This is a genomic window from Micromonospora sp. CP22 (assembly GCF_009712475.1).
Lineage (GTDB): Bacteria > Actinomycetota > Actinomycetes > Mycobacteriales > Micromonosporaceae > Micromonospora.
Genome location: NZ_VCJO01000003.1, coordinates 129,710 through 156,127, shown reverse-complemented (window position 1 = coordinate 156,127; position 26,418 = coordinate 129,710). Strand labels below are relative to the sequence as shown.

The 26,418-nt window shown below is 68.2% G+C and carries 22 protein-coding genes; 10 read left to right on the top strand and 12 right to left on the bottom strand.

Going from position 1 to position 26,418, the window contains the following annotated elements:
* Nucleotides 1-3: 3 nt before the first annotated feature.
* Both hemG and hemQ read left to right on the top strand, forming a co-directional pair.
* Nucleotides 4-1,410, top strand: coding sequence for a protoporphyrinogen oxidase (gene hemG / locus FF096_RS06645; protein WP_155215534.1), 1,407 nt, complete (start codon nt 4-6; stop codon nt 1,408-1,410).
* A complete protein-coding gene (gene hemQ, locus FF096_RS06640; RefSeq protein WP_155215533.1) occupies nt 1,407-2,108 on the top strand; it encodes a hydrogen peroxide-dependent heme synthase in 702 nt (233 codons plus the stop codon). The genes hemG and hemQ overlap by 4 nt, the downstream gene beginning before the upstream one ends.
* 130 nt (nt 2,109-2,238) lie before the next feature.
* Here hemQ and FF096_RS06635 read toward each other — a convergent pair whose 3' ends face one another.
* The 4 genes from FF096_RS06635 to FF096_RS06620 form a co-directional block, all read right to left on the bottom strand.
* Nucleotides 2,239-3,333, bottom strand: a complete 1,095-nt coding sequence (locus tag FF096_RS06635; protein ID WP_155215532.1) for a lytic polysaccharide monooxygenase — start codon at nt 3,331-3,333, stop codon at nt 2,239-2,241.
* A gap of 289 nt (nt 3,334-3,622) precedes the next feature.
* Nucleotides 3,623-4,708 (bottom strand): lytic polysaccharide monooxygenase, encoded by a 1,086-nt coding sequence (locus FF096_RS06630; RefSeq protein ID WP_155215531.1) that lies wholly within the window; start codon nt 4,706-4,708, stop codon nt 3,623-3,625.
* A gap of 189 nt (nt 4,709-4,897) precedes the next feature.
* Nucleotides 4,898-5,350, bottom strand: a complete 453-nt coding sequence (locus tag FF096_RS06625; RefSeq protein ID WP_155215530.1) for a GNAT family N-acetyltransferase — start codon at nt 5,348-5,350, stop codon at nt 4,898-4,900.
* 94 nt (nt 5,351-5,444) lie between these two features.
* Nucleotides 5,445-5,705, bottom strand: coding sequence for a Prokaryotic metallothionein (locus FF096_RS06620; RefSeq protein ID WP_309222917.1), 261 nt, complete (start codon nt 5,703-5,705; stop codon nt 5,445-5,447).
* Between the two features lie 152 nt (nt 5,706-5,857).
* Here FF096_RS06620 and FF096_RS06615 point away from each other — a divergent pair, with 152 nt between their 5' ends.
* A complete protein-coding gene (locus tag FF096_RS06615) occupies nt 5,858-6,607 on the top strand; it encodes a lytic polysaccharide monooxygenase (RefSeq protein ID WP_155215528.1) in 750 nt (249 codons plus the stop codon).
* A complete protein-coding gene (locus tag FF096_RS06610; RefSeq protein ID WP_375335309.1) occupies nt 6,592-7,257 on the top strand; it encodes a DUF305 domain-containing protein in 666 nt (221 codons plus the stop codon). Before FF096_RS06615 ends, FF096_RS06610 begins: the two co-directional genes overlap by 16 nt.
* 124 nt (nt 7,258-7,381) lie before the next feature.
* On the opposite strand, the gene msrB is transcribed toward FF096_RS06610, so the two are convergent.
* Nucleotides 7,382-7,792 carry a peptide-methionine (R)-S-oxide reductase MsrB gene (gene msrB / locus FF096_RS06605; RefSeq protein WP_309222799.1) on the bottom strand — a complete coding sequence of 137 codons (411 nt, stop codon included), beginning with the start codon at nt 7,790-7,792 and terminating at the stop codon, nt 7,382-7,384.
* A 47-nt stretch (nt 7,793-7,839) separates the two neighbouring features.
* Between msrB and ligD the strand changes: the two genes are divergently transcribed.
* Nucleotides 7,840-8,865 carry a non-homologous end-joining DNA ligase gene (gene ligD, locus FF096_RS06600; protein WP_155215527.1) on the top strand — a complete coding sequence of 342 codons (1,026 nt, stop codon included), beginning with the start codon at nt 7,840-7,842 and terminating at the stop codon, nt 8,863-8,865.
* A gap of 3 nt (nt 8,866-8,868) precedes the next feature.
* Here ligD and FF096_RS06595 read toward each other — a convergent pair whose 3' ends face one another.
* Genes FF096_RS06595 through FF096_RS06585 form a run of 3 tightly spaced genes read right to left on the bottom strand, consistent with a single transcriptional unit; the run spans nt 8,869 to nt 10,250 of the window.
* On the bottom strand, nt 8,869-9,162 hold the full coding sequence (locus FF096_RS06595; RefSeq protein ID WP_155215526.1) for a hypothetical protein: 294 nt from the start codon (nt 9,160-9,162) through the stop codon (nt 8,869-8,871).
* A 52-nt stretch (nt 9,163-9,214) separates the two neighbouring features.
* Complete coding sequence (locus FF096_RS06590) at nt 9,215-9,412, bottom strand: DUF397 domain-containing protein (RefSeq protein WP_155215525.1); 198 nt, start codon at nt 9,410-9,412, stop codon at nt 9,215-9,217.
* The gene (locus FF096_RS06585) at nt 9,405-10,250 is read right to left on the bottom strand and encodes a helix-turn-helix transcriptional regulator (protein ID WP_309222798.1); all 846 of its coding nucleotides are present in this window, start codon (nt 10,248-10,250) and stop codon (nt 9,405-9,407) included. The genes FF096_RS06590 and FF096_RS06585 overlap by 8 nt, the downstream gene beginning before the upstream one ends.
* A gap of 150 nt (nt 10,251-10,400) precedes the next feature.
* Between FF096_RS06585 and FF096_RS06580 the strand changes: the two genes are divergently transcribed.
* Nucleotides 10,401-10,727, top strand: a complete 327-nt coding sequence (locus FF096_RS06580; RefSeq protein WP_155215524.1) for a hypothetical protein — start codon at nt 10,401-10,403, stop codon at nt 10,725-10,727.
* Here the strand turns inward: FF096_RS06580 and FF096_RS06575 are convergent.
* Together FF096_RS06575 and FF096_RS06570 are read right to left on the bottom strand one after the other, a co-directional pair.
* Nucleotides 10,673-11,125: a GNAT family N-acetyltransferase gene (locus FF096_RS06575; RefSeq protein WP_155215523.1), complete on the bottom strand. Its 453-nt coding sequence runs from the start codon at nt 11,123-11,125 to the stop codon at nt 10,673-10,675. The two genes, FF096_RS06580 and FF096_RS06575, sit on opposite strands and share 55 nt — an antisense overlap.
* 48 nt (nt 11,126-11,173) lie before the next feature.
* Entirely contained in the window at nt 11,174-11,542 is a 369-nt protein-coding gene (locus FF096_RS06570; protein WP_155215522.1) for a hypothetical protein, read from the bottom strand.
* 426 nt (nt 11,543-11,968) lie between these two features.
* On the opposite strand from FF096_RS06570, the gene FF096_RS27235 reads away from it, so the two are divergent.
* From FF096_RS27235 to FF096_RS06555, 3 genes are all read left to right on the top strand, one after another.
* On the top strand, nt 11,969-15,967 hold the full coding sequence (locus FF096_RS27235; protein ID WP_155215521.1) for a LamG domain-containing protein: 3,999 nt from the start codon (nt 11,969-11,971) through the stop codon (nt 15,965-15,967).
* 76 nt (nt 15,968-16,043) lie between these two features.
* Nucleotides 16,044-22,715, top strand: coding sequence for a polymorphic toxin-type HINT domain-containing protein (locus tag FF096_RS06560; protein ID WP_155215520.1), 6,672 nt, complete (start codon nt 16,044-16,046; stop codon nt 22,713-22,715).
* A gap of 562 nt (nt 22,716-23,277) precedes the next feature.
* Entirely contained in the window at nt 23,278-23,667 is a 390-nt protein-coding gene (locus FF096_RS06555) for a hypothetical protein (protein ID WP_155215519.1), read from the top strand.
* Here FF096_RS06555 and FF096_RS06550 read toward each other — a convergent pair.
* Nucleotides 23,632-24,414 carry a transposase family protein gene (locus tag FF096_RS06550; protein WP_155215518.1) on the bottom strand — a complete coding sequence of 261 codons (783 nt, stop codon included), beginning with the start codon at nt 24,412-24,414 and terminating at the stop codon, nt 23,632-23,634. The genes FF096_RS06555 and FF096_RS06550 overlap by 36 nt on opposite strands.
* Before the next feature lie 190 nt (nt 24,415-24,604).
* Between FF096_RS06550 and FF096_RS06545 the strand changes: the two genes are divergently transcribed.
* On the top strand, nt 24,605-24,766 hold the full coding sequence (locus FF096_RS06545) for a hypothetical protein (protein ID WP_155215517.1): 162 nt from the start codon (nt 24,605-24,607) through the stop codon (nt 24,764-24,766).
* Nucleotides 24,767-24,812: 46 nt separating this feature from the next.
* On the opposite strand, the gene FF096_RS06540 is transcribed toward FF096_RS06545, so the two are convergent.
* Nucleotides 24,813-26,396, bottom strand: coding sequence for an alpha/beta hydrolase (locus FF096_RS06540; RefSeq protein WP_375335301.1), 1,584 nt, complete (start codon nt 26,394-26,396; stop codon nt 24,813-24,815).
* Nucleotides 26,397-26,418: the final 22 nt, after the last annotated feature.

Genomic DNA, 26,418 nt, shown 5'->3' with positions numbered 1-26,418 from the left:
ACGATGGCGACGCGGCGGCGGGTGGCGGTGGTCGGCGGCGGCATCGCCGGGCTGGCCGCTGCGGTCCGACTACGCGACCACGGCCCCGACCTCGACATCACCGTCTACGAGCAGTCCGGGACGCTCGGCGGCAAGCTGCGTACCGGCGAGCTGGCCGGGGGACCGGTCGAGTTCGGGGCCGAGGCGTTCCTGATGCGTGACCCGGCCGGTGGGGAGTCCGCCGCGCTGGCCCTGGTCCGTCGGCTCGGCCTGGCGGGGCGGATCGTGCACCCGAGCGTCGGGCAGGCGGCGCTGGCCCTGGCCGGTGGGCTGCGCCCGATCCCCGGCGGCACGCTGGTCGGCGTACCCGGTGATCTGGAGAAGGTGGCGGCGGTGGCCCGGCCGACCCCGGACGCCGACCGCGACGGCGGCGGGCCCCTGCTCGGTCCCGACCAGGACGTCTCGGTGGGCGCACTGGTCCGCGCGAGGTTCGGCGACGACGTGGTCGAACGGCTGGTCGACCCGATGCTCGGCGGGGTGTACGCGGGCCGCGCCGACGACCTGTCGCTGGTGGCCACCATGCCCGCGCTGGCCCGCGCCGCCCGGGTGGAGCACACGCTGCTCGCCGCCGTGCGCCGGGCGCTGGCCGCCACGCCGCGCGCCCCCGGCGAGCCGGTCTTCGGCACCCTCGACGGCGGACTGAGCACCCTGGTCGACGCGGCGGTGGCCGCCAGCGGCGCGACGATCCGCCGCCACGCGGCGGTACGCGAACTCACCCCGACCGGCCCCGGATGGCGGTTGACCGTCGGTCCGACCCGCGACCCCGAACACGTCGACGTGGACGCGGTGGTGTTGGCGGTACCGGCCCGACCGGCCGCGCGTCTGCTCGCCGACGTGGCCGCCGACGCGGCGACGCTGATCGGCGAGCTGGACTACGCCAGCGTCGCCCTGGTCACCCTCGCGCTGCCCGAACCGGCCCTGCCGGAACTCTCCGGTCTCCTGGTGCCCTCCACCGAGGGCCTGCTGGTCAAGGCGTCCACCTTCTTCACCACCAAGTGGGGGCACCTGCGCCGGCCGGACGGGCTGGCGCTGGTGCGCGCCTCGGTGGGTCGCTACGGCGACGAGGAGCAACTCCAGCGCTCCGACGAGGATCTCGCCGCCATCGTGCACCGGGAACTGTCGGCGGTGCTGGGCACACCGTTGCCGACACCGGTCGCCGGGCACGTGCAGCGCTGGGGCGGGGCGTTGCCGCAGTACGCCCCCGGTCACCTCGACCGGGTCGCCGCCGCCCGGTCGGCGCTGCGGGCGGCACATCCGACGCTGCGGCTGGCCGGTGCCGGCTACGACGGGATCGGCATCCCGATCTGCGTCCGCTCCGGCGAGACGGCGGCCGAGGAGATCATCACCGCATTGGAAGGATCCGCGACATGACCGACCAGAGCAACGCGGCCCGGCTGCGCGAGCTGAACTCCACCATCCGCTACACCATGTGGTCGGTGTTCCGGGCCAGCGCGCCGCTGCCGTCGCTGCGCGACAACGTCAGCGGCGAGGTGGAGTCGCTGATCGAGGAACTGGCCGGCAAGGACGTGGTGGTGCGCGGCACCTACGACGTGTCCGGACTACGCGCTGACGCGGACCTGATGATCTGGTGGCACTCCTCGTCCAGCGACGCCCTTCAGGACGCGTACCTGCGGTTGCGGCGAACCGCCCTGGGTCGGGCGATGTCCCCGGTCTGGTCGCAGATGGCACTGCACCGACCGGCCGAGTTCAACAAGAGCCACATCCCGGCGTTCCTGGCCGGTGAGGAGGCCCGCGCCTACCTCTGCGTCTACCCGTTCGTCCGCTCCTACGACTGGTACCTGCTGCCCGACGCCGAGCGGCGGGAACTGCTGGCCGAGCACGGCCAGATGGCGCGCAGCTACCCGGACGTGCGGGCCAACACGGTCGCCTCCTTCGCACTCGGCGACTACGAGTGGATGCTCGCCTTCGAGGCCGACGAGCTGCACCGCATCGTCGACCTGATGCGTGACCTGCGTGCCTCCCGGGCCCGGCTGCACGTACGCGAAGAGGTCCCCTTCTACACCGGCCGTCGGCGCGCGATCGCCGACATCGTCTCCGCCCTCCCCTGAGCTGTGTGCAAGGAAGGGCACCTTGTTAACGCCTGGCGTGGTAAAGGGGGCCCTTCCTAACACGCGGGGCGCCTGTGGCTGGACCGGGCGGGGCCGCGCCTGAGGGAGAAGAGCGCGGCCCCGGCCGGGGTCAGGTGGTCGCGGTGCAGGTCACCGTCGGCGTGCTGGTGCTGTTGCCGGAGGCGAGGAAGCCGAAGCTGGTGCTGCCGCCGGCACCGAGGTTGCCGTTGTAGCTGACGTTGGTCGCGGTCACCGTGGAGCCGCTGGAGCTGACTGTGGCGTTCCAGGCTTGGCTGACCTGTTGGCCGTCGGCGTACGTCAAGGTCACCCGCCAACCGCTGATGGCCGCGTTGCCGGCGGTCACCTGGACCTCACCCTGGAATCCGCCGGACCAGCTGTTGGTGACCTGGTACGTCGCCGAGCAGGCACCCGTCACCGGCGGGTTGGAGGGCGGCGGCGTGCTGGGCGGGGGAGTGCTCGGCGGGGGAGTGCTCGGCGGCGGCGTCGTGGGCGGCGGCGTGGTGGGCGGCGGGTTGGATCCGCCGAACTGCACGTCGCTGCAGATGTAGTACGACTGGTCGAAGTGGCTGGCCTGCCAGACCGTGAAGATGACGTGCCGACCGGTGCGGCCGGGCGCGTTCACCGGAATCTGGATCGACACCCCGTCGACCTCACGTTGCCACTGCGACGCCGGGGTGTTGCCGATCTGGCCGACAAGTTCCAGGTCGGACCAGGCCAGTGGCTTGGTGAGCGTGTCCACGCCCTGCCGGGTGGCGTACACCCGGATGTAGTCGGCACCGTGGCTGGCCTGGTCGAAGAACTTCAACTGGAAGCTGTTGGCGACCGGGGTGGTCCGCCAGGCACCTACCGCGTCGAGGGCGTTGTAGCGACCGCCCTCGGCCCGCCCGCCCGAGCAGAGCTGGCCGTCCGGCACGGCGGCCTGGTGATTGCCGCCCACACCCTCGCGGAGTTGGCCGTTCCAGTTCCACATGGCGCTCGGGTCGGCCTGCCAGGCCTGCCAACACATCGGGTCCTCGGTGGCCATCCGCGGGTTCATGTGGTCGCCACCCCAGCGCTCCCAGCAGCCGTAGGCGCGCGACGCGGGGTTGACCACGGAGCCGTGCGCGGAGGCGGGGTTGGCCAGCGCGGTGGTGAGCAGCAAGAGGGCGACGGCCACGATGGCCAGCGGCCAGGCAGCACGTGGTGATCTGAGTACGTTCGGCATGGAGCTCCCCAAGGGAATTGTCAGTTCGCGACTGCGCCCGGACGCTCGGGAGTTGCCTCTCCCGTGGCCGATCTGCGTTGCCCTTGTGGTGTGGCTCCGAGGGGAGCGTGCCACGAAGTATCGGCGTACGTCAACGCGGGAAGCGTTCTCCGCAGCGGGGTTCGGCACCGCCAGACCGGTGCTGGCCACCCCGCCGGGCTGCCGGGTGCCGATGCCCGGCCTTTCGGCTGCCGCTCACCGTGCCGGGCGGGGCCGCGCCCGAGGAAGTGTGGCGCGGCCCCGGCCGGGGTCAGGTGGTCGCCGTGCAGGTCAGCGTCGGTGTGCTGTTGGTGCCGCTGGTCGAGGCCAGGAAACCGAAGGTGGTGCTGGCGGCGGCACCGAGACTGCCGTTGTGCCCGACGTTCTGAGCGGTCACCGTCGAGCCGCTGGTGGTGACGGTGGCGTTCCAGGACTGGTTGATCTGCTGCCCGTTGGCGTACGTCCACCGCACCGTCCAGCCTCGGATGGGGGCGCTGCCGGCCGTCACCTGGACCTCACCCTGGAATCCGCCGGACCAGCTGTTGGTGACCCGGTACGTCGCCGAGCAGGCGCCCGTCACCGGCGGGTCGGAGGGCGGCGGCGTGCTGGGCGGCGGCGTGGTGGGCGAGGGCGTGCTCGGCGGCGGCGTGGTGGTGGGGGGCGGGTTGGATCCGCCGAACTGCACGTCGCTACAGATGTAGTACGACTGGTCGGAGTGGCTGGCCTGCCAGATCGTGTAGATGACGTGCCGTCCGGTGCGCCCGGGAGCGTTGACCGGGATCTCGATGGACACTCCGCCGGGCTCCTGCTGCCACTGGGAGGCCGGCGTGTTGCCGATCTGCCCGACCAGTTCCAGGTGCGACCAGGCCAGGGGCGTGGTCAGCGCGTCGTAGCCCTGCCGGGTGGCGTACACCCGGATGTAGTCGGCACCGTGACTGGCCTGGTCGTAGAACTTCAGCCGGAAGCTGTTGGCGACCGAGGTGGTCCGCCACGCGCCCGGGGTGTCCATCGCCCGGTAGCGCCCGTTCTCGGTGCGCCCGCCGGAGCAGAGCTGACCGTCGGGGATGGCGGCCTGGTGGTTGCCGGCCACCCCCTCGCGGTAGAGGCCGTTCCAGTTCCACATGGCGTTGGTGTCGGTCTGCCACGCCTGCCAGCACATCGGGTCCTCGGTGGCCATCCGAGGGTTCTGGAAGTCGTTTCCCCAGCGTTGCCAGCAGCCGTAGTTGCGGGAGATGGGGTTGGCCACCGAGCCGTGCGCGGAGGCGGGTCGTACCAGTGCCGTGCTGAGTAGTAGTGCGGCGACGGCCGCGACGGCCAGCAGCCACAGTGCCCGCGATGATCTGAGCGAGTTGGACATGGGGACTCCAGGGGAAGTCGTCGGTTCTCGACATCGCCCGGACGCTTGGGGAGTTGCCCTCTCCCGTGCCGTCAGCGTGCCCGTGCTGACCAGACCGGAAGGATGGCACGTCAGATCGGCGTACGTCAATGAGGAAAGCGATTTCCAGCGCGGATGCGAGGAGTCGTCGAAACGCTTCCACCATTGGTTTCAGGCCGCTCGGACGGTCCGGCGCATCGGGGTGTGCGGGATGCCGTCTTCGACGTACTCCGGCCCGCTGACCGTGAAGCCGTGCCGGGCGTAGAACTCCACCAGGTGCGACTGCGCGTCCAGTACGCACGGCTGGTCGCCGATCTCCGCCAGGGCCGCCGTCATCAGCCGTCCCGCATGCCCGGCCCCCCGGGCGTCCGGTGCCACCACCACCCGCCCGATCCTGGCGACCCCGCCGGGGTCGGCCAGAATTCGCAGGTACGCCACCGGGGCGCCGTGCTGCGCCAGCCACAGATGCCGGGTGCCGGGTTCGACGTCGCGCCCGTCGATCTCCGGGTACGCACACTCCTGCTCGACCACGAAGACGTCGACCCGCAGGCGTACCAGGTCGTGGAAGGTTCGGGTGTCCAACTCGTCGAAGCTGGCGATCCGGAGCAGGGGCGTGGCGGGCATGCCGACAGGCTAGTGCGGTGGCTCGGGGATCTTGCCGCTGCCTACCGGTGCTGCGCGGGTGTGCGGGTGGTGCGTGGTAGTGGTGGCGGGGCGGTCAGGCGGGGCGTGCGCCGACGGCGTCGCGGATCTCGGCACCGTGCTCGGCTTCCACCGAGCGGGCGCAGTGGCCGCAGCAGAAGAACCGACCGGAGACCTCGACCCCGTGGCCCGAGATCTTGATGCCGCAGTGCTCGCAGATCGGTGCCAGCTTGTGGATCGCGCACTCGAAGCTGTCGAAGGTGTGCACGTCGCCGCTGACCGTCCGTACCTCGAACGCCAGCCAGTAGTCGTTGCCGCAGACCTCGCAGGTAGCCACGCCCCGTACCTCCATCGGTAGACCTTTTGTCCCATCTTGCGGCACTGCGCCGGGCGGTCCTTGTTTTATTGATAGTGGTCTTTACTGTTAACAAGGTTTAAATTATGTTGGTGGCACCTCACCAGGCATCACGCCGACAAGGAGTTGCCGCCATGCGCCGAAGACTCACCCTTCCGCTCGTCGCGACGGGCGCCATGGTCTCCACCCTGGCCGTCGCCACCCCCGCCCAGGCCCACGGCTACGTCTCAGCACCCCCGAGCCGCCAGGCGCTCTGCGCCCAGAACCGGGTGCCCGACTGCGGGCAGATCAGGTGGGAACCGCAGAGCGTCGAAGGCCCCAAGGGGTTGCGCAACTGCCACGCCAACATCTCGCACTTCGCCGTCCTCAACGACGACAACCGGGGCTGGCCGGCCACCTCGGTCGGCACCACCGTGACGTTCACCTGGGTCAACACGGCCATGCACGCCACCCGCGACTGGGAGTACTTCATCGGCAACACCCGCGTCGCGGTCTTCTCCGGCGGCGGACGCCAGCCCGGCCCGACCGTCTCGCACACCGTCAACCTCTCCGGCTACCCAGGTCGGCAGAAGCTGCTGGCGGTGTGGAACATCGCCGACACCGCCAACGCCTTCTACTCCTGCGTCGACCTCCAGGTCGGTGGTGGCGGCGGCAACCCGACGCCGAGTCCGAGCCCGAGCCCGACCACCAACCCGCCGTCGCCGACCCCGACGGTCGCGCCGACGACCAACCCGCCCACCGGCGGCACCTGGACAGCCGGTCGCGCGTACGCCGTCGGCGACCAGGTCACCTACGGCGGTCGCACCTACGTCTGCCGGCAGGCGCACACCGCCCTCGCCGGATGGGAACCGCCGAACGTACCGGCACTGTGGAGCCAGATCTGACCGACGGGAGATGCGGCCGACTCCGGTCGCATCTCCCGCCCGCCGTACCGCCCGCCGGGCCCGCCGTGCGACGTGCTCGACGTGCCGCGCTGCGGGTGTTGCCACCCCACCTGCTCGCGGTGCTGCTCGCCGTCACCGGGTGCGGCGCGCCCGCACCCACCGAGGCGCCCGGCTCGGCGGCCGTGACCCGAGCCGCGACGCCGGGCGAGCTGACCGGCATCGACCTGCTGTTTCTGTCGATGATGGCCGGGCACACCGAGCAGACCCTCCAGATCGTCCGGCTCGTGCGGGACCGGCTGACCGACCCCGAGCTGCGGACCCTGGTCGCCGCCGTCGAGGTGACCGAGGCCGACGAACTGGCCACCGTACGCGGCTGGCTGGCTCAGGCCGGGCGCAGTGCCCGCGCCGACGACCACGCCGGGCACGGCACCGACCCTGAACAGGTGGCGCGACTGCGCGACGCCCCGACCGCCGAGGTCGACCGAGTGTTGATCGACGTGCTCAGCAGCCACCAGCAGGCAGCGGCCGACCTGGCCCGCGCACACCTGGCGGCGGGTAGCGACGCACGGGTGCTCGACCTGGCCCGGCGCGTCGAGCAGTCGCGTACCGCCCAGGTCGCGCTGATGGGCGAGCGGCCCGCAGCCGGTTGACCAGCCGACGCCGCGACCGCCCGACGTCGATAGTCGGGCGGACGCGCGGTCGGTGTCGGTAGTCGGGTGACGCGCGGTCGGCAACGGGCGGGTCAGGCCTCGCTCAGGTTAAGCCTCGCTCGGTTCAGGCCCCGCTCGGGTCCAGGCGGATGGAGAGCGAGTTCACGCAGTGCCGGGTGTTCTTCGGGGTGAAGCCCTCACCACGGAAGACGTGCCCGAGGTGGCTGTCGCAGCGAGCGCAACGGATCTCGGTGCGACGCATGCCGAGCGAGTTGTCCTCGATCTCCTTGATCGCGCCGGGGATCGCGTCGTCGAAGCTGGGCCAGCCACAGTGCGAGTCGAACTTGGTGTCACTCGGGTACAACTCGACACCGCAGGCCCGACACCGGTACATACCCGGCGTCTTGGTGTCGACGTACTCACCGGTCCACGCGGGTTCGGTGCCGTGCTCGCGCAGCACCCGGAACTCGTCGGGGCTGAGCCGGACCCGCCACTCGTCCTCGGTGCGGGGCAGTTCGCTGTCGGGAAGAGTCACCGCTCAACGGTACGCCGAAGGTCGTACCCGTCGCATATGGTCGCGCAATGGGTGGCACGAAGGCTGCGGCCGAGCAGATCGAGGTGGCCGGGCGCACCGTACGACTGTCCAGCCCCGATCGGGTGATCTTCCCGGAGCGTGGCTTCACCAAGGCCGACGTCTTCCACTACTACCTCAGCGTGGGCGACGGCATCATGCGGGCGCTGGGTGACCGGCCGACGACCCTGCAACGCTTCCCCGACGGCATCGAGGGGGAGATGTTCTTCCAGAAGCGGGTGCCGACCCGGGGCGTGCCGCCCTGGGTGCGTACCGTCGAGATCAGTTTCCCCAGCGGGCGCAAGGCCGCGGAGCTCTGCCCGGCGGACCTGGCCCACGTGGCCTGGGCAGCACAGATGGGCACGGTGGTGTTCCACCCGTGGCCCGTGCGCGCCACCGACGTCGACCAGCCCGACGAGCTGCGGGTCGACCTCGACCCGCAGCCCGGCACCGACTTCGCCCACGCCGCGACGGCCGCCGCCGAGCTGCGCGCGATCCTCGACGAGCTGGGCGTGCCGGGCTGGCCGAAGACCTCCGGCGGTCGAGGTGTGCACGTCTACCTGCGCATCCAACCGCGCTGGACGTTCGTCGAGGTACGCCGGGCCACCATCGCGCTGGCCCGTGAACTGGCCCGCCGCCGACCCGACCTGGTTACCACCGCCTGGTGGAAGGAGGAACGCGGCGAACGGGTCTTCGTGGACTACAACCAGATGGCCCGCGACCGCACCATCGCCTGCGCGTACTCGCTGCGCGCCAACGCCCGGGCGACCGTCTCCACCCCGGTCACCTGGGACGAGCTTCCCGACGTCGACCCGGACGACTTCGACCTGTGTACCGTGCCGGAACGGCTGGCCCAGCGCGGCGATCCGCACGCCGGCATCGACGACGCCGCGTGGGACATCACACCGCTGCTGGAGTGGGCCGAGCGGGACGCCGCAGCCGGCGAGGGCGACCTGCCCTACCCACCCGACCATCCGAAGATGCCGGGCGAACCGAAGCGGGTCCAACCCTCCAAGGACCGCGACCGCCCCCGCTGACCATCACCGGCGCGTCTCGCCCGCCTCCACCACGGTCTTGGCAGTCAGCAGGTCCGCGCCGGTGATCTTCCGGTACTCCGCGATCGCCTTGATCTTGTTACCGCGGGCAAGCTCCTCCCGGACGGCCGGGGGTAGCGGGTCGGTGTCGGCGACGCCGAGGTGATCCATCACCAGGGTCAGCCGCCGCTCCAGCTCGGTCAGCCGGTACGCGGTGCGGGCCACCTCGCGGCGGCTCGGCGCCTGCGCGAGCAGCAGGCCGATGACCAGGGCGAGGAGTGTGGCCAGAAGGATGTCCATGCCGATGATCGAACCAGCCCCGCGCTACGGCGGGCAACGCGCCGATCGAGCGTCAGCTCGGGGTGCCACCCTTCACACCGTTCACGAAGCAGCGCCACTGGGAGGTGTCGAACCGCAGCACCGGCCCGTCGGCGTCCTTGCTGTCCCGCACCCCCACGACCCGGGCAAGGTTGTCCGCCACCTCCACGCAGTTGCCTTGGTCGCTGCTGCGGCTGGCCTTCCGCCAGATCGCACCGGTCAGATCAGTCATGCTGCCTCTCCTTGACTTGCCGCATCAGCGTCTGGGACGCCTCGACGCTCAACGCCTCGGCACTGATGTGCTTCCAGAGTTCGGCATACGCGCGGACCTCTTCCAGCCGGTCAAGGTATAGCGCGCCGGTGAGTCCCTCGCAGTACACGGTGGTCGGCTCGGCTGACCGAGCACCCTGGGTGGGAAAGTCCAGGATGACGAAGCTTCCGGCCACGGCAGCACGAGTCAGCTTGCTTTCAAGCGGGGAGATCCTGATCGACACGTTGGGTCTCTCGCTGGCCGCAAGCAGTCGGTCAATCTGCTCAGCCATGCCGGGCACGCTCCTGTGCAGAACGCCCTCGTCCAGGATTGCATCAAGGGTGGGCGCGGCCGGACGTTGCCTGGCGAGAACGCGTTGGCGTTCCAACCGCAGCTCAACGATCTTCGCGACCTCCTCGTCCGTGATGCCCGGCCGAGATCGCGCGACTGCCGCCGTGTACTCGGGAGTCTGTAGGAGTCCAGGAACCAGGCCGTGCTCGTAGGTGCGGATGTGGCTCGCGGCCGATTCGAGCCCGACGTACAGCTGAAACCACCGAGGGATCACCTCGCCGTAGGCGTGGTACCAGCCCTTGCCCTTGGACTCCTTCGCGAGGCTGATCAGGACCTCCGACGTCTCCGGCGAGGCACCGTACAGCCGGCACATCTGTTCGACGTCCAGTGCGCGGATCGGGGTCTGGCCGGACTCGATCCGGTACATCTTCGCCCGTGACCATTCAAGATCTGAGGCGGCGGCTTCCAAGCCGATGCCGGCCTGTTCGCGGGCTTGGCGGAGCAGACGTCCCAGTTCTCGACGAGGCACCGTAGAGCCGACTAGCCCGGTACCTACCGCGCCGGTCGACCTGCGTGCGAACGCCCCGACGGGGGTCCAGCCACGACAGCGGCCGTTGACGAGGGTCGGGCAGCAGCTCTTTAGCCACGCGGTGCGGCGGTGTAACCAGCGGAGCTACCAGTGAGCGGGGGGCAGGGGATCGGGTCCGTCGAGGTGGCGGACCTGCCCGAGATCGAGGTCGACAGCAAGCCGGAACTGCTGGTGCTCGTGGCGGAGAACGACATCCCGATCGGCTGGGCGATCGTCCTGCCCGAGGGTGACTTCTGGCTGATCCGGGTCCGCCCGGTCCTTGACCCACGGGTCGAGTCTGGCGACGCTGACGACCTTCTGGGCCTGCGTCATCAACTGCGACGTGGGGCGACCCAGGCTGGCAGGGCGTCCGTCCGCCGGTGTCAGAGACTGAGCTTCATGCCCTCGTGGCTGGCGACGAAGCCGAGCCCGAGATAGAAGCGGTGCGCGTCGTGGCGGGCCTTGTCGGTGGTGAGCTGCACCAGACCGCAGCCGTGCTGCCGCGCCTGGTCGATCGCCCACGTCATCATCTGCCGGCCCAGACCCCGTCCGCGCTGGTCCGAGCGGACCCGGACCGATTCGATCAACTGCCGCTCGGTGCCGTGCCGGCCGAGCCCCGGAATGTAGGTGAGCTGCATGCAGCCGAGCAGCTCACCCCCCGCCTCGGCGACCACGAGCTGGTTACGCGGGTCGGCGGTGATCTCCGCGAACGCCTTCTCGTACCTGGCGTCGACCTCGCCGACGTCACGGGTACGCCCCAGCATGTCGTCGGCGAGCAGGTCGAGGATGGCCGGCAGGTCGGCCCGAACCGCGTCACGGAAGATCACGTCGCCCATCCCGCGAGCGTCCCACAACGGCGTGCCCCGATGCGCGGCAGAGCACCGTCAACTGTCGCTGTGACGGGTGACGCTTTCGATCACGGATACGGAGGTGCCAGCGGGTCCGCACTCGGCGGGGATGGGTGGCAGGTGCCTGGGCGGGTCGTCCTCGGTGAGTGGAGTCTCGAACAATCCGCCGCCGCCGTTGACCCGGTCGCCCACGACGATCTCCCCGACCCCAGGCACGCGTACGCCCACCCGGCCGCTCGGTAGCACCGTGGTGCCCGGCGGCCAGACCACCACTGTGGCGGTCCCTGCGTCGCTCCGCAGCACGAGACAGCCGCCGTCACCCAAGGCCACCTGACCGTGCACCATCGCGAGGAAGGCGTACGTGGCACCGGCGACCAGGGTCCGGTAACCGTCACCTGTCAGCACCCGGCCCCTCTCGACCGTCGGGGCGGGCGTCTGCGGTTCCGACGTCTGCGGTTCAAACGTCTGCGGAGCCGGCGTCTGCGGAGAACGCCCTGACGAGGTCCCGGTGGCCTGTTCGACGCTGGTAGGCGTGCGAGGGGCACCGGCGCAGCCAGTCAGCACCAGCAGCAGCCCGGTAGCGAGGACAACGATCCGCAGCATGAGTCCATTAGATCTGCTATGCCCTCATTCGTCCCCGACGACATGCTGATCAGCAAGGACATCGACCGCGATCCTCGGGCCTGGGAAGAACGTGCGCGGAGAGTATCGATCCGGATTCTCTCTGGTGTCGGGCTTCATCTATCTGTACGGTGTGGCGCAAGCTTGATCACTGTTGCTTCACGGGGGTGTGTGGGCTTGTCGCCTCGTCCTGCCTGGATTCGCTCCACTGTGGCCTTCGTGGTGCTGGCCGGCGCCTTCGTCATCACATCTCCGGCTACTCGCGCCAACGCCGAGTTCACCGACCCTTGTCGGGACGGTGTGCGATCCGGGGCGGCTTCGGAACACGCCGCACGGGCGCTCGCCGAAAAGTGTGACGCCACTGTGGAAGTGCTCGACGCGGCCTCGGAGACTACGAAGGTTTTCGCGCAGCCGTCCGGTGACTTCAGCTTCGAGTCGTGGGCCGAGCCTCAGTGGGCCAGGCGGAACGGCAACTGGACGAAGATCGACACCACCCTGACGGTGGGGCAGGACGGTCTGGTGCGACCGGTCGCCTCGACCGCCGACGTGGTCTTCTCCCCCGGTGGTAAGGGGGCCTTCGCCACTATGACCGGCAGCGGTGCCAGCTTCTCGCTCGGCTGGGCGGACCCGCTCCCGCAGGGTGTGATCGCCGGAGACACCATCACGTACCCGAACGTGTACCCGGACGTCGACCTGGTGGTGCGCGCCGAGCGCAGCGGCTTCTCCCACCTGCTCGTGGTCAAGACCGCGGCGGCGGCGGCCAATCCGTTGGTCCGCGAGACCCGTTACGTCGTGGGTGGCTCAGCGAAGGTGTCCGCGGTGGGCGGGGGAGTCACCGTGTCTGGCCCGGAAGGCTTGCTGGCTGCGGCCCCGCCGGCCGAGGCATGGGACTCCACGCTTGAACACACCGAGATCGGTGGCAGGCGGGCCGGCTTCCTGGCCGAGGGCACGTCGGCTCATCGGAGCCCGAATCGGTCGACCGTTCGCGGCCCGGGGGACTCGGCGAAGACCGCGCCGGTCGACGTACGGATCAGCGATGGACTGCTGAGCGTCTCCGTCGCCCCCGAGTTGTTGGACACCGGCAACTTCCCGATCTTCATCGACCCGACCTACGACAAGAAGTGGGCCAGCTGGGCTCCGGTGAACGACTCCAGGCCGAGCACCCAGTGGACCTCCGGCACCTCATGGCCACGAGAGGTCGCCCGGGTGGGCTCGAACTACGAGGACCACGGCGACATCTGGCGATCGCACTTCTACTTCGACACGTCAGCACTGGCCGGCAAGCGGTTGACCGGCACCGTCAGCTTGGATGCCTATGTCGTGCACACCGGCGACTGTAACGGCGAGTCGATCTCCGTCTGGCAGACGAACTCACTAGCCGCCAACACGCCTACCTGGAACGGCATGAAGGACAAATGGCTGCACGGTGCGGCATTGCAAACCAAGGTGGGCAAGGCGAACGGTGGGTGCAGCCCGTCACAGTCCCCGAACTGGATGAACTTCAACGGAGCGCAGGTCGGCCACCACGTCCAACGCCACGCCGACGAGGGTCATACCTCGATCACGTTCGGGCTACGGATGGAGACCGAGAGCGGAGGGCGGTGGGCCAAGTTCGACCCGGCCAACGTCAAGCTGAAGACCGACTACCAGCACAAGCCGCACTCGCCGGTGGCGATGCGCAGCACGCCCGGCGGCAACTGCGTCACCTCGTCGCCCGGGCCTTGGATCACCAACCGCACGCCCACGCTGTTCGGCAAGGCCAGTGACGGCGACGGCACCGTAAAGATTCGGTTTGACCTTAACGGCCCAACCACTCCCGCCGATCACACGTCGGGCTGGACCAACTCCGGCAAGGAGCGCTCCTGGCCTGCGCCCACGTTGGCCGAGGGCAACTACAACTGGCGGGTCCGGGGCACCGACGGCGTGGACGACACGGACTGGACCGGCAGGTGCTACTTCCGGTTGGACCACACCCCGCCCACCTCGCCGGCGGTCACCCGCACCTCCGGCACCCCGGTCGAAGGTCAGCCGGTCACACTCTCCTTCACGTCGTCGGACGCACGATCGGGCATGAAACAGTTCGCGTACGGCATCGGGGTCGACGCCCAGCAGAACTTCAAGGCATCGTCGGGTACGACGACGATCACCTTCACGCCGGAAACCGGACGCACGGTCGTGTACGTGTGGGCCCAGGACAACGCCGGCAACTACTCGGCACGCACGGCGTACAACTTCTTCACCGGTCGCATCACCGAAGCGCAACCGCACGGCGCATGGCGGTTCGACGGTGACGCCCGCGACGACTCCGGCGAGGGTCACGACCTGACGGCCGCAGGTGGAGTGGGCTATGGCCCGGACCGAAAGGGGAATTCCAGCGCCGCCATGACTTTCGATGGCGCGGGCTGCGCGGAGACGACACCGGTGATCCGCACCGACGCCGAGTACACCGTGGCTGGCTGGGTGAATCTAAACGACAAGTCGACCAACCGTGCCCTGGTCACCCAGGCTGGCTCTGTCCGGCCCTCCTTCTACCTGCAGTACCACGCCGCCAGCGATCGTTGGGAACTGGCGATGACCAGTGGAGATGTCGATGCACCGAGCTGGGCCTACATCCAGGCCGGGGCTTCTCCGCCGCAGAACGCCTGGCAGCACATCGCCGCTACGGTGGACCCCGTTGCGCGGGTGATGCGGTTGTACGTCGGAGGCCAACTCGCCGCTGAAGGACATATTCCGTTCGTTCCCTGGAACGCGCAGAGCAAGTTCACGGTTGGTTGTGCGGCGGGCACCACTGATCAGTGGCATCAGATGCGTGGTTCGATCGACCATCTCGGGGTCTGGCAAGGTCTACTTTCCGAGGCCGAAATTGCTCTCGCCGCTACTGAATTGCCCGCTGGCGAGGTCGGCACCTGGCAACTCCGCGGTAGCGGAATCGAGGCCACAGGCCGATCCTCGGCCCTACTGCTGCCCGAGATCGAATCCTGGGTGGATGACCAGTTCGGGCGGATCGAGTCGGCGGTCGAGCTGGGTGACACCCAGTGCGCTAAGACCGAGCAATCGGTGCTGCGCACTGACGAATCGTTCACGGTCGCGGCATGGGCCAAGTTGGCCACTGTCGGCACTGCCAGCCAAACCGTGATAGGGCAGGACGGCAACCGCGTCAGTGGCTGGTATTTGGGTACCCGACATGTCAACGGTGTCCCGTACTGGACGCTGATGATGAAAGATTCCGATGACGAACACTCGACGTCGCGGTGGACGGCCTCGCCGACCCCTATGACTGCGGACGTCGGTAAGTGGACGCACTTGGCGGGCAGCTATGACGCATCCGCACAACGGATGAGCTTGTACATCAACGGATCGCTGGTGCACTCGATCACCCGTCCTGTCACGCCCTGGAAGGCTGATGGGGCGATGACGGTCGGCTGTGCGTTGCACACTGGCGTTCATACCGACTACACCGCAGGCGCAGCGATCTCGGAAGTTCGGGCTTGGCGGGGGGTGCTGGGCGCAGCCGAGGTCGCCGGGGTGCATGGGGGCAACCCTGAGGTGAAGCTGGAGGGGATGTGGCCGCTGGACGGTCCGGCCAGTGACACTCCCACCTACCTGACCGACCTGTCAGGCAACGGTCGTGACCTGACCATCACCGGCCCGTACGCGTGGGTGCGTGACCGAGGGTTTGGCCGGGACGGCGCACTGGGCCTCGAACTCGCGGAAGGGTCCTGCGCCGAAACCACCGGCCCGGTGGTCCGCACGGATGCCTCATTCACCGTGGCCGCCTGGGTCCTGCTGGAGCAGACCACCGGACACCATACAGTGGTGTCTCAGGCGGCCAGCGGCAGTCCCGGGTTCAACCTCGGCTATCACCCCGGCAGGAACCGGTGGCAGTTCGGGATGCCGGCAACTACCGGCGGAACGCCTACCTGGCACACCGCAGAGTCGCTGCAAGCCCCCGAGCTTGGCCGATGGACTCACCTGGCCGGTGTGTACGACCTCGCCGCAGGCAAGGTGCGCCTCTACGTCGACGGCGTCCTGCACGGCGAGGTGGCCGGTCCGGCAAACCCCTGGATGGCCAGCGGACCGACGCTGATCGGCTGCAACGGCACCACCAGCGGGACTCGTGACTCCCAGCTGGGTGGCGTCGTGGACGACGTACGCATCTGGACCTCCACCGTCGATCCGGACCGGATCGCCGACCTCGCTGCTTCCTGATCCGGTCGAGGGCGGTCCGCGACCGCCCTCCACCGTCCACCTGACTTACCCCACCCCTCTGCGTCAGGAAGGTGCCATGCCGCAGTCCCGCACCGCTCCCTCCCGTTCTCGACGACTCGTCACGCTCGGCACCGTCGCGGTGCTGGTGGCATCGACCCTGGCCGCGACTCAACCGGCACAGGCGGCCGAGGTGCCCTCGGGTGACCGTAAGGTCAAGACGATCCCGGCCGAATCGCTCCGGCGAGCACCGGTCGACCGGACGCCGCTGCCCGACGACGGCGGTCGATGGACGGGACCGTCGCGGGCGACGTGGCCGGCGGCGGGTGAGACCAGCTTCGTGGTCGCGGGTGCCCGGCCGGACCGACGCTTGGACGGCGACCGGCAGTCCGGACGGACGGTACGGGGAGCCGCAGGCGGGCTACCTGTCACGGTTTCAGCCGTCGCTGGTAAACGGGCTCCCGACCAGGCACGGGTGCAGGTCCTGGCGGAGCATCACTCGCGTCGGCTCGGTGTCAGTGGGCCCGTTGTCGTCGTCGACGGCAGTGCCGGCGCGATCGGGGCGTCCTTCGACTACGCCGGAATTCGCGAACTCTACGGCGCGGGGTGGGGCGAGCGACTGACCCTCAAACGGCTGCCGGCCTGCGCGGCGACAAATCCGCAGCGGTCGGAGTGCCAGGAGATCGAGGCAGTCGAGTCGACGAACAACCCGGTCACCAACACGGTGTCGGCTGAGGTCACGCTCTCCGGAGCGACGCCGATGGTGTTCGCCATCACGGCCGACGAGTCCTCGGACGAGGGTGACTACAAGGCCACCGACCTGAAGGCGTCGGGCTCGTGGACGGCGGGAGACAGCTCCGGCGCTTTCTCGTACTCGAACCCGCTGCGGCTGCCGCCAGCGGAAGGTCCGCTGCCAGAGGTGTCGTTGGACTACTCGTCGCAGGTGGTGGACGGCCGGATGGCCGGTGCCAACAACCAGGCGTCGTGGGTCGGGGACGGCTGGGAGTACGCGCCGGGCTTCATCGAGCGTTCCTACACCACCTGCACCGACGACCGCGACGCGGTGGACGGGAACGACCCGAACAACAAGGACAAGAAGACCTACGACCAGTGCTGGAAGGGTGACTCCCACAATGTCACCGTCTCGCTCAACGGCACCAATGCCTCGCTGGTCAGGGACGACACCACCGGCACCTGGCGGGTCCAGAACGACAGCAACTGGCGGATCCGGCTTGAGGGTGCTGCGGCGACGTCGGGCAACGCCACGACCGAGCGGTGGACGATCACCACTCCGGATGGCACCCGCTACTTCTTCGCCAGCGAGGTCGCCTCGGCGAACTCCCGATGGACGATTCCTGTCTTCGGCAACCACGCGGGCGAGAAGTGCCATGCCACGGCCTTCAAGGACTCGTCGTGCAAGCAGGCGTGGCGGTGGCTGCTGGACAAAGCCGTGGACGTGCACGGAAACACGGTCCGCTACTACTACGAGACCGAGACCGGCTACTACGGTGCGGCCGACGACAAGGACAACCGGCAGTCGTTCCACCGCGGCGGCCATCTGAAGCGGATCGAGTACGGCCTGCACGCCGATCACCCGACCGTCGCCGCCACCGGCCGAGTGGTGTTCGACGTCGCCGACCGGTGCCTGGCCACCGAGTGTCACAAGGACGGCAAGCCGGTCAAGGCGAACTGGCCGGACGTGCCGTGGGACAAGTACTGCGACGCGGCACCCTGCACGGACAAGCTGGCTCCGGTCTTCTTCACCACCAAACGGCTCACGAAGATCACCACTCAGGTGCGCAGCGGCAGCGGCTTCTCGGACGTCGAGTCGTGGGCGCTGACCCACGAGTTCAAGGCGCCGAAGGTTGCCGGCTCGGCGTCGTTGTGGCTGAAGGAGATCGTGCACGCCGGGCACGTCGGCGGCACCGTCACCGAGCCGGCGGTGCGGTTCACCGGAGTGGAGTTGTCCAACCGGGCCAACGTGCTCGCCGGCGCACCGCTGTTCTCCAGGTGGCGGATCCAGACCATCCGCACCGAGTCTGGTGCCGACATCCACGTCACCTACTCCGAGGCGGACTGCGACTACAACGATCTACCGGCCTCGCCGGAGAACAACTCTCGGCTCTGCTACCCGGTGTACTGGACGCCGGACGGTTACACCTCGCCGAAGCTGGACTGGTTCCGCAAGTACGTGGTCACCGAGATCTCCGAGATCGATCGCACCGCCGACCAGCCCGCTATCACCACCCGCTACGAGTACTCCACCAGCGGCGGTGGCACGTCGACCCTGTGGGGTTACGACGACAGCGAGTTCACCAAGAAGAAGCACCGCACGTACGGACAGTGGCGCGGCTACTCCCAGGTGGTCACCAAGGTTGGTGAGCCTGGTCAAGGCATTCCATTGACCACCCGTAAGCGCTTCTACCGCGGGCTGCACGACCAGCCATTGCCCGGCGGAGGGCGACGGGACGTGCAGGTTTCCGATTCCGAAGGCAACACCTTCGCCGACCACCCGGCGCTGGCCGGTATGCCGCTGGAGGAGGCGACCCTCGACAACTCGACAGTGGTCGAGGCGTCCACCACGCAGTACTGGACCCGGCAGACAGCCGCACGGACCCACGACGGAGGCACCTCCCGCGCGTACCTGAGTGGTCCCTCCGTTCAGCGCAGCCGGAAGCTTCTCGCGCCGAGTAAGTGGGCACGCACCGAGTCCCGGACGACTTACACCTCGGAGGGGCTGCCGGAGACGGTGTCCGATCTGGGGGATACCGCGAGCACCGGCGACGAGACCTGCACCCGCACCACGTACGTCAGCAACGACACCGCATGGATCCGGGCGGCCGTCTCCCGGGTGGAGACCGTCGCCAAGGCATGTGGTGCGACGATCTCCCGCCCGGACGACGTCGTCTCCGACGTCCGGACCTACCACGACGGCTCGGACACCCACGGTGCGACCCCGACGAAGGGGCTGGTCACCCGCGAGGAAACCCTCGACACCTGGAACGGTGGGCCGGTCTACGCCACCACCTCCCGCACCAGCTACGACGACCTGGGTCGGGTCAAGAGCCTGACGGACGCCCGTGGCGGCGTCACCACCACCGAATACACCCCGGCGGGACCGGGGCCGGTGACCCAGACGGTCACCCTCAACCCCCTTCAGCACAAGGTCACCACCCATCAGCAGCCGGCCTGGGCCGAGCCCACCGCGGTGGTCGACGCGAACAACAAGCGCACCGACCTGGCGCACGATCCGCTCGGCCGGCTCACCAAGGTATGGCTGCCTGGCCGGGCGAAGGCGACCCAGACGCCGAACCTGGATTTCAGTTACCTGGTCCGCGCCGACGGGCCGTTGGCCGTCACCACGAAGCGGCTTGGCCCCAACGGCAACTACATCACCGAGATCGGGCTCTTCGACTCGCTCTACCGGCCCGTACAGACCCAGGAGGACGCCGTCGACGGCCGGCGTCTGGTGTCGTCGACCGGCTACAACGACCGGGGTCTGGAGGCATATCAGGCAGGGCCGGCGTACGTCACCGGTCAGCCCAGCACGGGGCTATTGGCGCTGAACCCGGGCGCGGACCGGGTTCGGACGGTGTTCAGCCACGACGCCGTCGGTCGGGTGATCAACGAAGGGCTGTGGTCGGGGAACAGCCAACTCTGGGCCACGGTCACCAGTTACGGCGGTAACCCGGACGGTTGGCAGGTGGCAGTCACCCCGCCGCTCGGGGGCACCGCGACTGCCACCATCAGCGATGTCCACGGCCGGACGATCGAGTTGCGCCAGTTCCACGGACGCACCCCGACCGGCGGGTTCGACGCCACGACGTACACCTACACCCCGCGCGACGACCTGAAGACCGTGACCGGCCCGACCGGCAAGGTGTGGCAGTACGAGTACGACCTGCGGGGGCGGGAGAAACGAACCACCGACCCGGACAAGGGTGTCACCACCCTGACGTACAACAACAGCGACGACGTGACCTCCTCGACCGACGCGCGGGGCGAGACGGTCTCCACGGAGTACGACCTGCTCGGGCGGCAGCACAAGCGCCTGGTCAACGGCCAACTCGCTGCCCAGTGGACCTACGACACCGTCGCCAAGGGCCACCTGACCAAGCAGTTGTCGATCGTCGACGGTTACCACTTCACGCGCGAGATCTTCGCGTACAGCAACGCCTACCAGGTCATGGACGAGGAGTCGGTCGTGCCGGCCATGCCTGGCCTGGCCGGTGCCGCCGGCACCTACGTCTCCACCTTCACGTTCAAAGTCGACGGCTCGCCCGAACGGGTCACCATGCCCAGGGTCGGTGCTCTTGAGCGGGAAACGCTCAACCAAACCTACGACGACCTGGGCAACGTCAAAGGGCTCGTCGGCACGGCTTCGCCTTCCGGAACGGTCAACGTCTACGTCGACGACGCCACCTACTCGCCCTACGGAGAGCTGCTGCAACGCAAGCTCGGGGTGAACAACAAGCCGCAGGCGTACCAAACCTACGTCTACGACGATGTGACCCGGCGGCTGACCGAGTTCTACTTCGACCGCGACGCCAGCATCACCAACGTCGCCGCACTGAACTACCAGTACGACCCGGCGGGCAACGTGCTGTCGATGGCCAACCGGCCGCAGGACAACGACGGCAACGCCAGGCCCGGTGACAGCGACGTCCAGTGCTTCCAGTACGACCAGCTGCGTCGGCTGACCCAGGCGTGGACGCAGAGCACGAGCACGTGCGCCAGCAACCCGCAGTCGAGCACCGTGGGTGGCATCTCGCCGTACTGGAAGTCGTACGCCTATGACAAGGCTGGCTCCCGCGAGTCGGTGACCGACAAGCGCACCGGTGTGACCTCCACCTACGGGTACGCCACGACCGGCGGCCAGCCGCACGCGGTGCGGACGGTCACCACCGGCGAACAGGTCGACCACTACGACTGGGACGCCGTCGGCAACCTGACCTACCGGCGGGTCGGCGGGGTCACCGAGACCCTCGACTGGAACGCCCAGGGCAAGCTCAGCGAGATCACCGGTCCCGACGGCACCACCCGGATGCACTACGACGTAGACGGCAACCGGATCGCCCGGATAGACCCCAACGGCGACGCAACAGTCTTCGTTGCCGGGCACGAGCTGACCGTCTCCGGCCAGAACAAGACGGCGACCCGCTACTACGAGCACGCCGGCGATGTCATCGCCTCCCGCACGGCGTCCACCGCCGGCGGCGCGAAGGACCTGGTCTGGCTCGCCTCGGACCAGCACGACTCGGCCCACTGGGCGGTCAACTCGGTGACCCGGGTCGACACCGTCCGCTACTCCGATCCGTACGGCAACAAGCGCTCCGGCGGCAACGGTGGCACCTGGCCCTCCGGACAGCGCGGCTTCGTCGGCGGCATCGAGGACCCGACCGGCCTGTCGCTGCTGGGTGCCCGGTTCTACGACGCGGCGCTGGGTGCGTTCATCTCCGTCGACCCTCAGACCGACGAATACGACCCACAGCGCATGCACCCGTTCGCGTACGCGAACAACAACCCGATCACCTTCGCCGACCCGGACGGCCTCTTCTGGGGTGCGGCCAAGAAACTCGGTGGCGGGATCGCCAATGCCGCTACGTCGGTCGCCAAGGCTGTGGTCAACAACGCCGGCACCATCTCGGCCGTCGCCGGCACCGTAGCGATGGTGTCCGCCGTACTACCGCCCCCGGCGCAGGTGGTAGCAGCGGCTGCCGGTGCTGTCGCCGCCGTGGCCGGTGCCATCGACACGATCAAGACCTGTGCGGGCGGTAGCGGGGTTGACTGCGCTATGGGCGTGGCCGGGATGGTGCCCGGCGTCCGACAGGCCAAGACCGCCGCCCGCGGTGCGGGGGCAGTCAAGAGTGCGGTGAAGGGTAAACCGCGAGGATGTAACAGCTTCCTCCCCGGTACTCCGGTACTGATGGCGGACGGTAGTTACAAGGCCATCGAGGAGATTCAACTCGACGATGTGGTCTGGGCCGCCGACCCAGAGACAGGCAAGGAAGGCTCCCGCCCGGTCACGGCGGTGATCACCGGTGACGGTGACAAGGCACTCGTCGACATCGAAGTCGACTCCGACTCCGACGGCGTAAGCGATGGCAAGGTCACCGCTACCGATGGTCACCCCTTCTGGGTTGATAGCAGGCGAGCATGGCTACGCGCCGAGCACCTGAACCCCGGCGACCAACTGCTGACGCCCGACGGTGCCCGCGTCAATGTCATCGGCGTCATCGCCTACGGCGCGACTGCCACCGTCCACAACCTGACCGTCGACGACATACACACCTACTACGTCCGTGTCAGCAGCACGGATATCCTCGTTCACAACATCGGTGGATCAAGTGACTGCAGCGAGACGTTCTACCGAGCAATGTCCGATGAGGAGTATGAGTTCCTGAAGACAAATAGGGGTTTGTATCCAAAGTATGGCGAGACCTTCGTAACGCAGGACGAGTGGTACGTCAGGCAACTCGCGAAGCGTCATCCTGATAAGTACACCAAAATTGTTAAGTTTGAGATGGAGGTCGGCACCCGGAATGCGCTCCTTAGGGCGGGGGCGCGGGATGAGCCTGTTTCGCGGACGCTGCGTAAACTGGGTCTAGGGCGACTGCCGATCCTCAAGAAGGGCGATAAGGGTAAAGTGCATGTTAAGGGAGAGCTTGGTTCTCTCAATTATGGGCTGAGGAAAGGTTCGGTTCGGATCTTCAATACCCGCATTAAAAGCTATGGCGCTTTGGAAATGTAGGTGTAGTCCAATGTTGGACCCATGTGACGCACTGCGAGACGTCGTCCTCAGCGACGCAATTGACCGGGAAACGTTGATGGCCAGGCTGGCAGAGATCAATAATATTGAGAATTGTGTACACAGTGGCCTTCGTGTGGCGCTTGAGTCCGAAGACTGGGATGCGTTTGAAGCCTACCTCGGGGCTGCGTATCTGTATCCGTCTCGCGTAATGACGCCTCTGTTGTGTACTGTTCTTGACCGCCATGATCGGCGAGTTCCCAATGAGGATTTGCTTGAGGTATTGACGGCGATCGCAGACGAGCGCTCCGTGGGCAGCCTTGTGAGGGCGCTAAGATGGGAGCCAGAGTGGGATGAATTTAAAGCTATAGCGGTCAAGTGTATATGGGCACTTGCCGCAGTCGGTACTCCTGAGGCAATGGCTGCTTTGGTCGATGCCTCAGTAGAGGGACCGGAGGTTGTACGGGACTGGGCCCGGAGTAAGCTGGCAATGTAGTCGCGTTCGCGACCTTCTATATGCCGAAATATTGCCAGGTAGTCGGTTGATGAATCGACGGAGGTCTGATTGTTGAGGCTCTACTGTCGGTGGTTTCTGCTCGCGGCGGTGTCGCTGCTGGTGTCTGGTTGTCAGTTCGTTCTGCCGAGTCACGATTACTACGCGTTCGGTGTGGCTCGGGTCGGCGACCAGATACACACTTTCGCGCCACTGTGTGAGGGCGAACGGATCGTCGGCGTCGAGGTGTACGACAACGATGCCATGGGGAAGGAGACGAACTTCGACCGGACCTCGACGAGGTACACCTACTGGAAGGTCGAGGATCCGGTCGAGGAGTTGGCTGCGGAGGGTTGGATCGTGTTGGGTGACAGCGGTGCGTACCGGGTCACGAGTGTGGCGGCTGACTCGAACATTGAGCCATTTTCATCCTGCGTAGCGGTTCGCTTCGACGTGGTTTAGGACGAGGATGGCTTGGACGATCGCGGTGGCTTGGCGTGGGCAGCAGCGCAGTTTGATCAGGATCTTCCAGGTTTTGAGTGTGGCGATCGCTCGTTCTCCGCGGGCGCGGATCTTCGCGTGGGCCCGGTTCACGGTCTTCTGCCTGCGTGACAGCTTCGGCCGGAAGCGGCGCCGCTTGAATGGGGTACGCACGCTGCCGTGGGCGCCCTGGTAGCCCTTGTCGGCGAAGGTCATCACGTCCGCGCTGGTCAGGGCGTCGATGATGCCGTGACTGCGGGCGGCGGTCAGGTCGTGTGCCGAACCGGGCAGTGCCGGTGATGCCCACACGAGCCGGCCGGCGGCGTCCGCGATGACCTGCACGTTCACGCCGTGGCGTTTGTGCTTGCCGCTGTAGTAGGGCCTCTGGTTGGCGACCCGGTCGATCGGGATCAGCGTGCCGTCCAGGATCGCGTATGCCAGCAGCCGGATGCGTCGCATCGCGGTGTCCAGGTCGTCGGCTGTCGCGCTGAGCAGGGATATCGCCTCTTGGACGTAGCGCCAGGCGGTGGCGACGCCGATGTTGAAGCCGGCCGCGAGTCGGGTGTAGGTGTCGCCGTTGCGCAGGTGGGCCAGGGCGAGCAGCGCCTGCCGGCCGGGGTCGAGGCGTCGCCACCGGGATCGGCGCTGCATGCGGTGGTGGCGGATGCGGTCGGCGAGGTGGTTCAGGGTGCGGCTGGACAACGGAATCGTGGCGGGGTAGGACAGCATGGCGAGGCTCCCGGTCGGGGCTTCGAGTCTTGGTCGACAGCTGTCCTACCTGGAGCCTCGCACCCATCGATCACCGGGTCTGCCACACCCGCCCTGAGCTGCAAGATCAGCCTGGAAAAGGCTCATTCAGCTGCCGGAGGTCGCTGGCGTCACTCTCCATGTCGACGTGGGCAGGGACAGGGATCACCGGGTGGCGGATGTCTTCTTTCTGTCGGAGGTTCCGGGCTACCCGGCCGGTTCGGATCCGCAGAACATCGAGTACGCGTACCAACAACCGGGGAGCGACGAGCGCCTGCTCAATCCGCAGGAGATCCGCCGTGCATCGGAGTGCGCTGCGGACTACCCGGCCTGACGCGAACCACGGCTCCAGCAGTTTGCTGGGGACGCCGATAGTGGCCCTACCGGGCCGGGCAGCGTTTCCCCTCGGGCGGCATGGTCAGCTCGATCAGGTAGGCGTTGACGGCCTCGGTGATGCAGGGGGTGTTCGGGTAGGCGGTGTGACCCTCGCCCTCCCAGGTCAGCACCTGACCGACGCCAAGCATCTCGGCCAGGGCCGGGGTCTGCTCGTACGGGGTGGCGGGGTCGCCGGTGGTGCCGACGACCAGGATCGGTGGGGCGCCGTCGGCGTTGCCGGTGGGGTAGGGGTCGCTGCCGCCGGGCCATTCGGTGCAGGAGACCAGCCCGACCGCCAACGCCGGCCCGAAGAGCGGGTATTTCTGGCGCCACTGCGACTGCAACTGGCGGATCCGGTCGAGGCTCGGCCGCTCCTCCTCGTCGGCGCAGTTGATGGCCATGTTGGCGTCGAAGAGGTTGCTGTAGTGGCCGTCCTCGTCGCGGCCGGTGTAGGCGTCGGCGAGGCGAAACACCTCGCCCGGGTCGCCGTCCTCCAGGCGGTCGATGGCGCGGGCGAGTTGTTGCCAGCCGGACTCCGTGTACAGCGAGGAGACGACGGCGTAGAAGATCCAGCCGGGGGTGACCTCCCGCCCGTCTTCGGAGCCGAGCGGAGAAGGTGATCGCGCCTTGTCGATGGCCTTGGTGACCGCCGCACGGGCGTCGGGGGCTATCGGGCAGCGGGCTGGGTTGCCGGCGCACCACCGGGTGAAGTTGTCGAAGGCCCGTTCGAAGCCCTTGGCCTGGCTCTCCGAGCCTTCGATCAGGCCCTGCCGGGGGTCGACCGCGCCGTCGAGCACCAGCGCCCGCACCCGCTGCGGGAACAACTGGGCGTAGGTGGCACCGAGCAGGGTGCCGTAGGAGTAGCCCAGGTAGGTCAACTTGTCGTCGCCGACCGCCGCGCGGATGGCGTCCATGTCCCGGGCGGCCTGCTCGGTGGCGTAGAGCGGCAACTGGTTGCCGTACTTGTCGCCGCAGCCCTGGCCGATCCGCTTGCTGAGCATGACGAATACGTCGAACTTCTCCTGGCTCTGCGGGTCGGGGTCGTAGCCGAAGGCGGCGTCGAGGTCGGCATTTGGGATGCACTTCACCGGGCTGGACCGGGCCACGCCACGCGGGTCGAAGCCGACGATGTCGAAGCGTTCCATGATGCTGTCGGGCAGGCCGCCGTACTGCTCGCCGAAGGAGAGGTAGACGGCGGTGTCGACGCCCGAGCCGCCGGGACCACCCGGGTTGATCAGCAGGGAGCCGATCCGGTCGCGTTGGTTGTCGGAGCGGGCCCGGATGAGCGAGATCTCGAAGGTCTTGCCGGCAGCGGGACCGGTCGTGGCGGCGCTGCCACCAGCCCAGTCCCGGGGCACCTGGATGCGGGCGCATTCGTACCGGATGCCCGGGGCGCGTCGCCCCACCACCTCGTCGGCCACCTCGGGGCAGGAGCGCCAGTTGGCAATTCCCGTCGCCGCGGCCTCGCCGTCGGTGTCGGCACGCGGCGCGAACGCCGGCAGCGTGCAGCCGGCGGTGACCACAGCAGCAGCGGTCAGACCGGCCACGGTGAGCCGGAAGCGGCGGATCCGGTCGGGCGTACGGGTCACGAACGAGCCTCCGTGATCGGGT